The sequence below is a fragment of the Streptomyces sp. NPDC020898 genome, from assembly GCF_044333925.1.
Taxonomy (GTDB): Bacteria; Actinomycetota; Actinomycetes; order Streptomycetales; family Streptomycetaceae; genus Streptomyces.
Genome location: NZ_JBIRRV010000011.1, coordinates 255,824 through 269,676, shown reverse-complemented (window position 1 = coordinate 269,676; position 13,853 = coordinate 255,824). Strand labels below are relative to the sequence as shown.

The 13,853-nt window shown below is 68.7% G+C and carries 13 protein-coding genes; 8 read left to right on the top strand and 5 right to left on the bottom strand.

Going from position 1 to position 13,853, the window contains the following annotated elements; translation table 11 throughout:
• Positions 1–16: 16 nt before the first annotated feature.
• The 8 genes from ACH4TV_RS31295 to ACH4TV_RS31260 all read left to right on the top strand — a co-directional run bounded on the left by ACH4TV_RS31295 (position 17) and on the right by ACH4TV_RS31260 (position 9,120).
• Positions 17–943, top strand: a complete 927-nt coding sequence (locus ACH4TV_RS31295; RefSeq protein WP_398403997.1) for an SAM-dependent methyltransferase — start codon at positions 17–19, stop codon at positions 941–943.
• Positions 944–1,050: 107 nt separating this feature from the next.
• Positions 1,051–2,076: an IopA gene (locus tag ACH4TV_RS31290; protein WP_398403995.1), complete on the top strand. Its 1,026-nt coding sequence runs from the start codon at positions 1,051–1,053 to the stop codon at positions 2,074–2,076.
• A gap of 108 nt (positions 2,077–2,184) precedes the next feature.
• Complete coding sequence (locus ACH4TV_RS31285; RefSeq protein WP_398403993.1) at positions 2,185–4,308, top strand: iron-containing redox enzyme family protein; 2,124 nt, start codon at positions 2,185–2,187, stop codon at positions 4,306–4,308.
• Positions 4,309–4,320: 12 nt separating this feature from the next.
• On the top strand, positions 4,321–6,147 hold the full coding sequence (locus ACH4TV_RS31280) for a carbamoyltransferase (RefSeq protein WP_398403991.1): 1,827 nt from the start codon (positions 4,321–4,323) through the stop codon (positions 6,145–6,147).
• Positions 6,148–6,174: 27 nt separating this feature from the next.
• Positions 6,175–6,333 carry a hypothetical protein gene (locus ACH4TV_RS31275; RefSeq protein ID WP_398403989.1) on the top strand — a complete coding sequence of 53 codons (159 nt, stop codon included), beginning with the start codon at positions 6,175–6,177 and terminating at the stop codon, positions 6,331–6,333.
• A 35-nt stretch (positions 6,334–6,368) separates the two neighbouring features.
• Complete coding sequence (locus tag ACH4TV_RS31270) at positions 6,369–7,346, top strand: thiamine pyrophosphate-dependent dehydrogenase E1 component subunit alpha (RefSeq protein ID WP_398403987.1); 978 nt, start codon at positions 6,369–6,371, stop codon at positions 7,344–7,346.
• 32 nt (positions 7,347–7,378) lie between these two features.
• Positions 7,379–8,416 carry an alpha-ketoacid dehydrogenase subunit beta gene (locus tag ACH4TV_RS31265; protein WP_398403985.1) on the top strand — a complete coding sequence of 346 codons (1,038 nt, stop codon included), beginning with the start codon at positions 7,379–7,381 and terminating at the stop codon, positions 8,414–8,416.
• 17 nt (positions 8,417–8,433) lie between these two features.
• The gene (locus ACH4TV_RS31260; RefSeq protein ID WP_398403983.1) at positions 8,434–9,120 is read left to right on the top strand and encodes an SDR family oxidoreductase; all 687 of its coding nucleotides are present in this window, start codon (positions 8,434–8,436) and stop codon (positions 9,118–9,120) included.
• Positions 9,121–9,566: 446 nt separating this feature from the next.
• Here the strand turns inward: ACH4TV_RS31260 and ACH4TV_RS31255 are convergent, their stop codons facing one another.
• The 5 genes from ACH4TV_RS31255 to pqqC all read right to left on the bottom strand — a co-directional run bounded on the left by ACH4TV_RS31255 (position 9,567) and on the right by pqqC (position 13,834).
• Positions 9,567–10,625: a ParB N-terminal domain-containing protein gene (locus tag ACH4TV_RS31255; protein ID WP_398403981.1), complete on the bottom strand. Its 1,059-nt coding sequence runs from the start codon at positions 10,623–10,625 to the stop codon at positions 9,567–9,569.
• A gap of 237 nt (positions 10,626–10,862) precedes the next feature.
• Entirely contained in the window at positions 10,863–11,759 is an 897-nt protein-coding gene (gene pqqB, locus ACH4TV_RS31250) for a pyrroloquinoline quinone biosynthesis protein PqqB (RefSeq protein ID WP_398403979.1), read from the bottom strand.
• Positions 11,756–12,850: a pyrroloquinoline quinone biosynthesis protein PqqE gene (pqqE, locus tag ACH4TV_RS31245; protein ID WP_398403977.1), complete on the bottom strand. Its 1,095-nt coding sequence runs from the start codon at positions 12,848–12,850 to the stop codon at positions 11,756–11,758. The genes pqqB and pqqE overlap by 4 nt, the downstream gene beginning before the upstream one ends.
• Complete coding sequence (pqqD, locus tag ACH4TV_RS31240; protein WP_398403976.1) at positions 12,843–13,115, bottom strand: pyrroloquinoline quinone biosynthesis peptide chaperone PqqD; 273 nt, start codon at positions 13,113–13,115, stop codon at positions 12,843–12,845. The genes pqqE and pqqD overlap by 8 nt, the downstream gene beginning before the upstream one ends.
• On the bottom strand, positions 13,112–13,834 hold the full coding sequence (pqqC, locus tag ACH4TV_RS31235; RefSeq protein ID WP_398403974.1) for a pyrroloquinoline-quinone synthase PqqC: 723 nt from the start codon (positions 13,832–13,834) through the stop codon (positions 13,112–13,114). The genes pqqD and pqqC overlap by 4 nt, the downstream gene beginning before the upstream one ends.
• Positions 13,835–13,853: the final 19 nt, after the last annotated feature.

Sequence of the window (13,853 nt, the reverse complement as noted above, 5' to 3'; positions counted from 1 at the left end):
CTCTTTTGGAGAACAGATGTCTGAGGAACATGCCGGCTGGACTGTGTCCGACACCGTCGGTCTCAGCGCCGTGGTCAACTGCTCCGCGCGCTCAGTGGAGTCGGATCGCCCCGACAAGCTGATCAACGATCCGCTTGCAGCCCGTTTCGTGCACGCTGTGCGGATACCGACGAAGTTGCCGACACGCGTGGATGAGCTTGAGCGCTCCGGCGCCGCAGGCGCCATGGTGGCCTCCCGATTCGGCGGCATCCGGGCCCGGGTGATGGACGACTTCCTCCTGGAAGCGAACTCGCAGGGCGTGGACCAGGCGGTGATCTTCTCGCCGGGCTTCGATACCCGTGCCTACCGGCTGGACTGGCCGTCGGAAATGGATCTCTACGAAGTAGAGCAACCCAGCCTGCTCGGACTGAAGGACAAGGTGTTGCGCGAGGCCCATGCGGAGCCACGCTGCACGCGGCACGTGGTCGGCGTCGATCCCCGACGGGACCAGTGGGAGTCTTCCCTGCACACCGCCGGGTTCGACATCTCGAGGCCGACGGCGTGGGTGGCGGAGGGGATCCTGCTCTATCTCTCCGCGCAGGGCGAGGCCGACCTGTTCGCCGCCATCCACAAGCTTTCCGCGCCCGGCAGCCGACTCGCCATGCAGTACATGCCCGCAGACCTGATCCGCTGGTTCGCTCAGCGAACAACACTGACCGACACGACCGAGACATTGGGTGCGGACATCGGCGGCGTCAACTGGAACACCGAACCTCGGCAGGCCGCGCCGGCCCGCCTCAAGGCCGCAGGCTGGGAGGTGCGGCTGGATTCCGTCATGGACCGGGGACTCGCCCTGGGCGTCTCGCTGCACGAGGAGTTCAGCGCCGTGGGCAATGACGCCGGGATCGAGTTCCCGGTGTCCGACGAACCAGACGGCTTCCTGTTCGGCACGCTGCCCCGATGACCGGACGGGACCCGCTAGTGGCGAACCGTCGCGCACCACGGGCCCCAGCAACGCAGCAGCCGTCACCAGCCGGAACGTCCCGATCGGCGTCGACAAGGAGAACCGCGTTGGACCAGCAGACGAAACTCGCCCCACAGATGAAGTACTACGAGGAGTTCGCCAGCGGCGAGATGCGCTGGCTGCCCTACCTGATGTTCTTCAGTCGGGCCGACTATCAGTCCCCCGTACTCACCACCGACTCCGGTGGCTTCCGGCCGACGGAGGTCGCAAACCGGCGCTACTCGCTGCTCCAGGACCGCCCGTCCGGGGAGGTCAGCGTGATGCTGGGCGCTTCGCCCGCGTTCGGCTGGGGCGCGGTGGGCGATGCCAACACGATCCCCTCGCTGCTGGCACGGGAGCCCGGCTCACCGCCTTGGCTGAACCTGGCGGCGTCCGCCTTCAACTCCACCCAGGAATTGCTCGTCTTCCTGCTGCACCGGCACCAACTGCCGCAGATCCGCGACATTGTCGTGCTCGCCGGGCTCAACAACCTGGTGGTGGCCGGGCTACCCGAGGCCGGCGCCGATTATGGCCAGTTCTTCTTCTCCGGCGAGTTCTTCACCCAACTCGGCAATCCAGATCTCAAGAAGTACTACCAACAGCCCAAGTGGGCGGTGGGCCGTCTGGCCCGGCGGCTGACCGGAGCCGAACAGGAACCGGACGAGACGCTCAGTCCGCTCGCCCGGTCCGAACTCGCCGCCGAGATACAGGCGCGCGATCTCGACCGGCTGCTGGAACTGGCCGCGCCGACCGGCGCGAAGGTGCACTTCATGCTCCAGCCGACGGCGACGTGGACGAACAAGACACTGTCCCCGGAAGAGGAACTGTTGATCCACGAGGTGAACATCGAGCGGTCCGCGCTCTGGAAGATGTTCACTCCGATCCTGGGCGACAACGTCTACCGCGACTACCGAGACCGGCTCGCGGCGGCCTGCGCCCAGAGAGGCATTTCCTTCCTCGACGCCAGCGCGCTGCTGGGCGGCGACGAGTGGCTGTTCATCGACCAGGCGCACATCACCGACGCGGGCAACAAACGGCTGGCGGCAGCCATCAGCAGGGTACTGACGCCCGGCGGAGTACGAGGAGAGTCCTGATGTGGCAGTCGATCAAACGCTGGTTCCGGCGACGTAAGAGGAACCGCAAGAACGACAACTCGATCTACCCGATGTTCTGAGCAGACTTTCGATCTCTGGGGGATTTCTGTGACGAACGTCGAATACCGTGGGCTGTACGTGCGGGCGTTGAATCCCGAGCGGTGTCCGTCGCCGGATACAGACCTGCCGATGGTGCGCCTGGCCATCGATCCGACCAGCGGCCGGCCAGACGAGCCGGAACGGGACCTGACCGGTCTCGTGGACGGGGCACGCCGATGGGCATCCGAACGACAGCAGAGCTTCCGCTCCGCACTGGACAGTCCGCACCGGGCGTCGGCCCTGCGCTGTGTGCTCGGCAATTGCGCTCCGCTGGCGCTGTCGGCCGGAGCCTGGCTGCAGTGGCTGTCCAGCGCGGGCAACGCGGAGAGCGAGCTGACGCTTACCCTGCTGCGGATCTACTCCTCTGACCTCGGGGCGGGATACCCGTTGGCGGACAGGGGAAGCGAGTACCGGGCTGTCTTGCGGGCCCACCGGTTCAAGGACGAGACGCCCGGACCGCGGCTCGCCGCCAGCGATCAGGTCGAGAGCTTCAGCTTCCGACTGCCCGCCGTGTTACTGGCGATGAGTCGGCTACCCGACCGGTTTCGCCCCGAGCTCGTGGGAGCGGATCTGTGCCTGCGCTCAGTCGGCCTGCTCCCGCCGCTGGCAGCGCTCGAACCCGAAGACGTCCCGGTTCCCGTCGACACCTTCGACTTGGGCCAGGCTCGGACGCCAAACGAGCCACTGCCACTGGACCTGGCCCTCGCCGCGGCGCGGACTCTCACCGATCGCGGTGACGGAGACCGCGTGCGCCATGGATTCCGTTGGGCCGCCGAGGAACTGGCGCTGTGGTGCGACGCGTTGGAGCAGGAGACGCGGCTGGCGGCTCACCCGGACTACCCAGTGTGGCGGCTGATCTGGACTCGGGCCCGGCAGGCTTCCGTATACCATGCGCAGTTTCCGCTGGAGGGCCGTCCGCTGGCGGAATGGTTCGCCGATGTCGACGCCGGGCCGAGTGGATTCCTGCGGGCGCTGGCGCGCAGCACACTGGTGCGGCCTGGCGAGCCGGACCGCAGCCCGCTGCTGTGCGGACTGATCGGTGACAACGGCCCCATGTTCCGCGTCTTCACCGAGCAGGAGATTGCACTACTGCGCGACTGGATCGCGCACCTGCCGCAAGCGGGATCTGCCCTGGACGCCGACGAGCGGCACCGGCGTCTGCGCGTCGCGCAGGGCTCCTGGCACCGGTCGGACACGGAGATCGACGCCCACCCCGCCCGCACGCAGACGGCTGGCGACTTCGGCCGGCCCACTGCACGATCGGCCTACCAGCCTCTGCTCAGCCGGACAGAACCCCCCGGGCTGCGGCGTTTCGCGCTCCGTTACGTCCGACGCTGGCTGGCCCGATCGCGTTTTCGCATGGCCGAGGCGGAACGGGGGCTGCCGGCGCGTTGGGACCCGAACAACGGGCTGCGCGGCTGGCTGGCCACCGAGCACGACCGGCACGGCGCGACCTGGTCCACTGGCGACACGCCGCTGCCTAGTCGAGAGGAACTGGTCGAATCGACGCTGCAGCTCGCGCCGCTGATCCTGATCGACGGCGGCTGGCTGCAGGGCTACACCGACTACCGGCTGGCCTCCTCCCCCGCCGGGCACTTCCTGTTCCAGACCTACTGGGACGAGCTGGGCAACGGGATCTGGCGGCAGAATCACCCCAAGATCTACCGGGACCTGCTCCGGGAGATGGGCATCGAGCTGCCACCGACGGACTCCGAGGAGTTCGCCGCGTGGTCCGGATTCGATGACCACTCCTTCGCGTTGCCCGTGTTCTGGCTGTGCATAGCCAAGTTCCCGCAGACCTTCGCCCCGGAGATCCTCGGGCTCAACCTGGCCATGGAGCTGTCCGGGGTCGGCGGCAGCTATCGCGACGCACAGGTGGCCTTGCGCCACCACGGGTTCAGCACCCAGTTCGTCGACCTGCACAACACCATCGACAACGTGTCCACGGGGCACTCGGCGTGGGCGGTGGACGCGATCGACGCATTCCTCGCCGAGCAGCCGGACCTGGTCGGACAGCAGACGACCGACGCCTTGTGGCAGCGCATCCGTGGCGGGTACCGGTCCCTGAGCCCGCCGGAGGGGCTGATGGCCAGGGTGTACGGCGCACTCACTGCAGAGTTCGGTCGACGATAAGGAGCTGGACCCGTGAGCACCACTGCCCTTGGCATCTCGTCCTACTACCACGACAGTGCGGCCGCCGTCGTCGAAGACGGGCGCATCGTGGCCGCGGCCCAGCAGGAGCGGTTCAGCCGACACCGGCACGACGCGGGCTTCCCGGCCCTCGCGGTCACGTCTTGTCTGGCCGAGGCCGGCCGGAAACTCGACGACGTCGATATCATCGCCTACTACGAGGATCCGCGGCTGAAGTTCTCCCGGGTGCTGGCCACCTACCTGGCCACGGCCCCGCGGGCGTGGAGTTCTTTTCGCCACAGCATGCCCGCGTGGCTCGGGTGGAAGCTGCGCACGCTCGGTGTGGTCCGCGACGAGCTGGCCCGACTCGACCTCGGCGCCGTGCCGCCGATCCGGCGTTTCCGGCACCACGAATCGCATGCGGCGTCGGCGTTTCTGCCCAGCCCGTACGAGTCGGCAGCTGTGTTGTGTGTGGACGGCGTCGGCGAGTGGGCAACCACAACCCTGTGGCACGGCCGGGACCGGCGCGTCGAGCCGCTGCGAGAGCTGCGGTTCCCCCATTCCCTGGGCCTGCTGTATTCGGCGTTCACCTACTTCTGCGGTTTCAAGGTGGATTCCGGCGAGTACAAGCTGATGGGCTTGGCGCCGTACGGTCGGCCAGTGTATGCGCCGCTGATCAGGGAGAAGCTGGTCGACATCCGGCCGGACGGCTCGTTCAGGCTGGACACCGACTACTTCGAGTTCCTCTACGGTCAGGTGATGACTGGGCGCCGGTTCGCCGAGCTGTTCGGTGGGCCGCGCCGTGAGCCGGAGGGGCCGCTGACGGAGCGGGAGTTCGACCTCGCCGCGTCCGTGCAGCTGGTCACCGAGGAGATCATGCTCAACCTCGCCGCCGCCGCACGGGAACACACCGGGGAGCGCCACCTGTGCCTTGCCGGCGGGGTGGCGCTCAACTGCGTGGCCAACGGCAAGCTGGTTGAGAGCGGGCTGTTCGACGAGATCTGGGTACAGCCGGCGGCGGGCGACGCGGGCGGTGCGCTGGGCGCCGCTCTGCTGGCCGCGAACGGGCCGCGCGATCACCTCGGATCCGGTGGGGACGGCATGCGGGGCGCCCGGCTGGGCCCCGGTTACGACGACGATCAGATCCAGGTCCATCTGGACGCCCGGGCACTGCCGTACCAACGTCTGGCCACCCACGAGCTGCGTTCCACCGTCGCCGGGCTTCTCGCCGAGGGCAAGGTCGTGGGCTGGTTCCAGGGGCGGATGGAGTTCGGCCCCCGAGCCCTGGGCGGGCGATCCATCCTCGGCGACGCGCGCAACACCGAGATGCAGTCCACGATGAACCTCAAGATCAAGTTTCGGGAGTCCTTCCGGCCCTTCGCGCCGATCGTGCTGGCCGAGCACGCCACCGAGTACTTCGACCTGCGCCAGGACAGCCCGTACATGCTGATCGTGGCGCAGGTCGCCGAGCAGCGTCGGCTGCAACAGGCCGGCACCGAGCACCTGCGCGGCCTGGACCTGCTCCGGGTGCAGCGCTCGCAGATCCCGGCTGTCACCCACGTCGACCACTCGGCCCGGGTGCAGACCGTCGCGCAGGATACGGACCCAGAGCTGCACGGACTGCTCACCGAGTTCCACGCCCGGACCGGCTGCCCGGTGTTGGTGAACACGTCCTTCAACGTGCGCGGCGAGCCCATCGTGGCCACGCCCGAGGATGCCTACCGCTGTTTCATGCGCACCGACATCGATGCGCTGGCGATCGGCCGCTTCCTGCTCCTCAAGTCCGACCAGCCGCCGTGGCACGAGGACACGGACTGGCGCGGCCAGATTCCCCTTGACTGACCGACCGGCACAGAAAGGTCCCACCCCATGACTTTCGCCAGGCATGCCCTGCTGACCCCGCTGCTCCTGCTGGCTTATCTGCTGGTGCTGGTGCTGGGCCTGCTGAGCCGGCTGTTCGGGGACCCGTTGCGCCGGCGTCCCGCACCGGCGTCGACCAGCTACTGGCGGCAGAGCCGCCAGTGCTGATCCCGCCGCTACGACTACGCGAGGAGTGCTCGACCATGACATCCGACCGCACGCGGCTGATCCGCGAGATGGTGCGCATCCGTGTGGTGGAGGAGGTTCTCGCCGACTACTACCGGGACGAGCAGGAGATGCGCACTGCCATTCACTTCTCAATCGGCCAAGAGGCCACAGCGGTGGGGGTCCTGTCGGCGACCACACCGCGGGACTGGGTGTACGCGGCGCATCGCACACACGCCCCGTACCTGGCCAAGGGCGGCGATCTCCGGGCACTGGTGGCCGAGCTGTACGGCAGGCAGGAGGGCTGCTCGCATGGCCGGGGCGGGTCGATCCACGTCATCGACCAGTCAGTGGGATTTGCGGGCTCCGGGGCCATTCTCGGCGAGATGATCTCCGTCGCGGTCGGCACCGGCTGGGCGTTCGCCCGCGGTGGTGAATCCCGGGTGGCGCTGACCTTCTTCGGTGACGGCGCCACCGAAGAAGGCGTCTTCGCGGAGTCGCTGAACATCGCGGCGGTGCACCGGATTCCGATCATCTTCGTCTGCGAGAACAACCTGTACTCGATCTCTTCCCCGCTGACGACGCGACAGCCGGCCGGCACCTCGATCCGTGGAAGGGCCGAGGCAGCAGGGGTGCGCGCCACCGCCGTCGACGGCAACGACGTCTTCGCCGTGCGCGGGGTCGCCGAGGCCGCGCTGCGCCACTGCCGGGAGGGCAACGGCCCGTACCTGCTGGAGCTGGCGACCTACCGTTGGCGCGAGCATGTCGGCCCGGGCTGGGACGACCACCACGGATACCGGTCGAAGCAAGAGATCGACTCCTGGATCGAGCGCTGTCCCATCCAGCGGGCGGTGGCCACGGCGCGCGCCGAGGAACCCGACATCGACGATCTCGTGCGGCAGTGGCAGGCCGAGTCGCAGGAGGAGATCCACGCTGCGGTGGCGTATGCCAAAAACCTGCCGTTCCCCGAGGTGGCGGGCCTGCTCGATGGCGCCTACCTGCCCGTGGGCCGATGACCGTGAACCCAGGCGTGGAGAGGAAGTTGGACATGCGCACGCTCACCTACTGGCAGGCGATCTCCGAGGCGACGGTGCAGTGCATGCAAGCCGACGAGCGTGTCCTCGTCGTCGGTGAGGGGGTGGACGACTTCCGCGGTACCTACGGCACGACCAAGGATGCCTTCGCCCGGTTCGGTCCGGACCGGGTCGTGGACGTGCCCAACTCGGAGAATGCGACCGCCGGCCTTGCCGTCGGCGCCGCGGTGGCCGGCATGCGGCCGCTCGTCGTCCACACCAGGGCGGACTTCATGTTCCTGGCCCTGGACGCGCTGGTGAACCTGGCCGCGAAGTGGCGGTACATGTACGGCGGAGACAAGGGCGGCGCGCCCGTGGTCATGCGGGGAGTCGTGGGCCGCGGCTGGGGGCAGGGCGCCACGCACTCCCAGAGCCCGCACGCCACCTTCGGTCACTACGCGGGGCTGCATGTCGCGACGCCCGCTACGCCCGCGGACGCCAAGGGGCTGCTCATCACAGCGCTCACAGGAGACACCCCGACGGTCCTGATCGAGAACCGGAGCCTGTATCCGCTGACCGGCGAGGTTCCGGAGGAGATGGCCCCGGTCCCGTTCGGCGTCGGCCGGGTGGCCCGTGCGGGCACCGATGTCACGGTGGTGGCGGCCTCCTTGATGGTGTACGAGGCGGAGCGGGCCGCCGAACAGCTGTCCACCCAAGGGATCAGCGTCGAGGTCGTCGACGTCCGCAGCATCCGGCCGCTGGACGACACGATCATCTGCGAGTCGGTGGCCAAGACCGGCCGACTGGTCGTCGCCGATACGAGCTGGGCGCGCTACGGGTTCGCCGCCGAGGTGGCCGCCGTCGTCGCCGAGCGGATCCCGGAGGCGCTGCGGTCCCCGGTCCGCAGGGTCACGCCACCGGATTGCCCCTCCCCCGTCTCGTGGCCGCTGGAGGAGGCGTTCAACCCCGGCGCCACCGAGATCGTCAAGGCTTGCCTGGCGGTGTGTGACACGACCCGGTCTGGACTGCCCGCCCTGGAGACGGTCACCGCCGGCTTCCAGGGCCCCTACTGAGCAAAGGACCAGGGACCATGCGACCACTCGCCCTGATCACCGGAGCGTCCCGCGGCATTGGGGCGGCCATCGCCTCGGCCCTCGCGCCCAGCCACGACCTGCTGCTGGGCGGTCGCGACGACGGCCTGCTCCGGGATCAAGCGGCCGGGCTTCCACACGCGTGGCCCTTCGCCGTAGAGCTGACCGACCATGCTGCCCTGGCTGCGGCCGTGGCCGACATCGAGCGCCTGGACCTGTTGGTGCACAGTGCCGGTGTCGCCACGCTCGGGCCGATCGCCCGGACTCCGGCCCAGGTGTGGCGGGACACCCTGGATGTGAACGTGATCGCGGTCGCCGAGCTGACCCGGCTGCTACTGCCCTCCCTCCGGGCGGCGCGCGGACAGGTAGTGCTGATCAACTCCAGTGTCGGGCTTGACGCCTACCCGAACTGCGGTTCCTACGCGGCCAGCAAATTCGCCGCGCGGGCCTTCGCGGACGCGTTGCGCGCCGAGGAACCCGGCCTGCGCGTCACCACTGTCTATCCCGGCCGGGTGGCCACCGACATGCAACGGTCCATCCGCGCCCAGGAGAGCGCCGAGTACGTGCCGGAGCACTACCTGCGGCCGGAATCCGTCGCCGCGGCCGTACTCACCGCGGTGACCGCCACGCAGGAAGCGCATGTGCAGGACATCAGCATCCGGGCCGTACCCGCGGCCGACCGCTGAGCACCCGTTCCCTCCAGCTCCATCTCGCGTCCCGTATGCAAGGTGCGCCCACCACCGTTCGCGTTCGTCGAGGATGGCGTGCCCGACCGAGTTGGCCACTCGCAGGAATACGCCGACCCGGTCAAATGGCTCCTGTGCCGTACGCCGGTGCAGTCTTCGAGCCGACCGCACATGGACAAGGCCGAAGCCATGAGAACAAGCCCCGGCAGCCGGACAGAACAACGGGAGGACAGCCCAGCAGGGCGTCAGTCAGTGCCCGAGCCACGACCACCGGAACCTGCGTACCACTATCAATGTCGGTGCCGGTCTTTATGCTGCCGCTCGATGGGAACTTCCTGGCCGCTGCCAGGCACGAGCATGCGGAGATCCAGGATGACGTGTACCGGCTAAAGCACGGCGAGGGGGATCCGCAGCGCCACAAGTGGCCCGCCGCCGAGCTGGCCTCGCTACGAGGCGGACTCCCCGACCTCCTGCGCGAACTCCACCCACATACCCGCGTACTCCCTGGCCAGGGCGGCCACCAGATCTGTGCAGTGCGAGGGCACCGTCTCGGCCAGTTTCAGCAGCTCCTGTCGCTCCAAACCGCTGCGTTGCAGCAGGCGAAGCAGCTGGCGGCCGCTCTCCTTGTGTCGCAACGACGGGTCGCGCAACAACTTGTCCATCAGAGAGGCGTCGGTCGACCGCATCGCGCTCACGGTTTCCTCGACGACGCTGCCCCCCGGCTTCGGACGCCTCTGTGTGCCGACGGTCAGCTCCTCCTTGTGCAAGTCCCGCTCCGGCACGGGAAGTCGGCCGGAGGCGAGTCGTTTCCGGACATCGCTGACGGTCGCCGGTGAGATGCCGACTCGCCGCGCCACCTCGCGCAGGGAGGCGTGCGGGCGCTCCGCCAGCAGCTCGGCGGCCTTCCGGCGGCCCTCCGCGCCGTCTAACGGCCGGACCTTGCCGTCCCTGCCTCTACGAGCCTTCGGGTACGGCGTCACATCGACCGAGGTGGCCCGCAGCACCGCCACGGTCTTGGCACCGATACCTGCGGTGCGTGCCACGGCCCGGTCCGACAGGTGTGGACATAACGCGAGGATGCGCACCGCTGCGGCCCGACGGTCCTCCCGGGACAGCGGAAGGCCGTGTGCCATGTTGGACTGGACCGCGAGGAGGAACGCCTCCTCGGCCGTGCCGTCGAAGAATCGCACCTCGATGGTTTCACGGCCCTTTGCGCAGGCGGCCATGAGGCGGTGCATACCGTCGATCACCCGCATCGTGACCCGCTCCACGACGATCGGCGGAAGCTGCCCGTCGACCTCTGCCAACCGGGCGACATGCGCGGCGTCTTCCCCTTGCAGGCGTGGAGAGTAGCCAGGCATTAACGACGAGATCGGCACGGGTTCAACGTCTTGGCTGAAAGACTTGGCTAATTGGCTGAAAGACTCGACTAAGACTGATTTCGTCGACGGACCATCGGAGCCCTCTGGTGCGGACTCAAAGAGAGGTGCGCTGCGATCGGCCATGTACCTGACTCATCTCCCACCAGATATCTGCGCCTTGGCCCACCGCTGCACCGGGTCGGGCACCGAGGCCAGCAATAGATATCGAATACTTGTGCAATGTCACCGAATTGCATCCGTGGGTCTAATCGGGTTTCTTCCCGACTCCTGCACGATACACAGAATCAACGTTCAACGGTATGGCCACACGAAAGGGTGCATCGGAATCGGGAGAACGGCGCCATAGCGGACAATTAGCACTCACAGGACCAGTTCACTACCTTCCGCCAAAATCTCCGCGCCTGCTCGTCGCACCGCCGCACTGGCCGAAGATGAACGGTCGAGAAGGGGGTTGGTGTTGTTGAGGTGGGTGTAGATCCGGCGTAGGCCTGGGTGGCGGGCCAGGGCCGCGAGACTGCCACCGGGGCCGGCCACGGGCACATGGCCCATCAGGTACTGTCCGGCGTCCTCGGAGCTGACGGCCGTTCCCAATTCGTCGGCGCTGAAGAAGGTTCCGTCCACCAGGGCGCAGGACGCCGAGGCCAGCAGGTCGTCGAACCCGTCCGGCCAGGTGGCCAGGCAGGGGGCGTAGACCAGTGCTCCACCCGTCGCCGCGTCCTCGACGCGGTAGGCGCTCACCCAGGGGGCGTCGGGGTCCGGACTGCCGACGTACTTAGGGGCCTTGGCGCTGACGGGGTGCGCGGTGACGGTGAGCCCGCCGGCCAGTTCGAAGCCGCTGGGCGCGGTGCTGTCCCGCCACTGCCACGGCGCATAGCGGTCCAGCAGGCCGCGCAGCGGCAAGTCGGCGGTGAGCGCGTCGAGCACGGGTGTCGCGGCGTACACGGCAAGGCTCGCGCTGCCGCGCATGACGGTCAGCCCCAGGGCGTGATCGACCTCGGCATCGGTGAGGAGCACACCGCGCACGGGGGTGTCCCGTGGCCCGGGGCCGGGCGCCAGGGCGGGCGTGGCGAGAATCTGGGTGCGGACGTCGGGGGAGGCATTGAGCAGCCACCAGTCGCGTCCGTTGCCGCTGACGGCTGCGCACTCCTGAGAGCGCGCGGGCAGTTCGCCACGGTGGCAGCGGGCGCACAGCGCGCAGGCGCAGTTCCACTGCGGGAACCCGCCGCCGGCCGCGGTGCCGAGCAGGATCACCCTCATGGCGCCACCGGTTTCCGCGCGACGAACGCCAAATCCGCGCCGTCGGCGGCATCCGCCAGCGCCGCGTCGACCAACGACCTGTGCGGGGAGAGACCGCAGACCGGGTCCGTGGCCGCGGCGTCGCCCGTGAGCTGGAACGCCTGGCAGCGGCAACCACCGTGGTCGGTGTGACGTTCCGGACAGGTGCGGCACGGTTCGCGCATCCAGTCGGTGCCTCGGTAGGCGTTGAACGTCCTTGAGGCGTACCAGATCTCGGACAGCGGGCGACGCAGCGCGTTCTCCACCGGAAGCGTGGTGATGGCGTAGGCCGCCGGGCACGGCAGCACGTCCCCTATGGGGGTGACGGTCAGCTGGGTGTTGCCCCAACCGTCCATGCACGGCTTGGGCCTGTCGCCGTAGTAGTCGGCCGTCACATAGACCAGCTCGGGGCCGCCCGCGTATTTGTCCCGGGCGCGCTGTACGGCCTGGCTCGCGGCGGCGAGCTGGTCGGGGGTAGGCAGCAGCGCGGCGCGGTTGCGCAGCCCCCAGCCGTAGTACTGGGTGTTGGCCAGCTCGATCCGGTCGGCGCCCAGACCGACCGCGAGGTCCACTATCTGCTCGACTCGGTCGATGTTCCTGCGGTGGAGGACGACGTTGACGGTGAGCGGCAGCCCGGCGGCGGCGACCGCCTCCGCGGCCTTCAGTTTGGCGTCGTGCACTCGGGCTCCGGCGATCAGGTCGCCGAGGCGCGGGTCGGCGTCCTGGAGGGAGAGCTGGACGTGGTCGACTCCTCGTTCCGCCAGCTCCCGTGCACGCTCGGCGGTCAGGCCGACGCCGCTGGTGACGAGGTTGACATAGGCGCCGAGCCGGCAGGCGTGGCCGACCAGGTCCGGCAGGTCCGGGCGGGCCAGTGGCTCGCCGCCGGAGAAGTGCATCTGCACGACGCCGAGTTCACGGGCCTGGGCCAGGATGTCCGACCACTGCTCGCAGGTCAGCTCCTCGGAGCGGCGGACGAGTTCGAGGGGGTTGGAGCAGTAGGGGCAATGCAGCGGACAGCGGTGGGTCAGCTCGATCAGCATCCCCAGCGGGGCCGGGACGGTCGTGTCAGTCATCCAGGTCCACCACCCGGTGCTCCGCCAGTCGCCGCAGCACCTCGGAGACGTCCTCGGCGTTCACGCCCTCGTACTCCTCGCCGAGGCGTTCGACGATGCGGCCGACGGTGGACGTGCCGTCGCACAGGGCGAGCACCGCTGCCGCAGTGTCGTTGAGCACCACGACGCGTTCGGGCAGCAGGGCCAGTTCGCCGCGTACCGGATCGTTGGTATGCCGGACTCCGGTCCGCAGCCGCGGCACGGTGCGTTCGGGCAGGACGGTCATGACCGCGCGCCTCCGTTTCCCGTGTGGTAATCGAGCGCGTCGAGGACGGCCCTCAACACATCGCACTTGAACGCCAGCGCCCTGACGCAGGCCTCCTGCTGCTCGCGGGTGGCGGCGTGCCGTGTCACCAGGTCGAGCAGCGAACGGCCTTCGGGGCCCACCACCTCGATGCGCGCGGTGAAGTACTGGAAGCCCTCCTCCGCGATCCACGGGTAGTGCTCCCTCAGCCGCCCCAACCGGTGGGCGAGCAGGCCCGGGGAGAAGAGCTCGGTCAGCCCCGAAGCCGCCGCTTCCAGCCAGGGGCGGCGCCGGGCGAAGTCCACATAGGCGTCCACCGCGAAGCGCACACCCGGCAGAACGAGGCGCTCGGAGAGCGCCTCGTCCTGCCCTAGCCCGACCGCTTCGGCCAGACGCAGCCATTTCTCCGCACCGCCCGACGAGGCGTCCGTCCCGTCGTGGTAGACGATCCGGGTCAGCCATTGCCGCCGCACGTCGGGCAGCGGGCAGTTGGCCACGATCGCGGCGTCCTTCTGCGGCAGGCACCGCTGGTAGTACCAGCGGTTGGCCGCCCACAGCTGCAACTCCCCCTCTTCCAGCAGCCCTTCGTGCATCCGCCGGTGGAATGGGTGCCGGTCCCAGTACGACGACTCCAGTGCGTACAGCGTCTTTCTGAAATCGGCCTCGCTCCAGGGGGAACTGGCCTCGTGCGTCACGGACATGGATTGCCTGCGTCCTTTC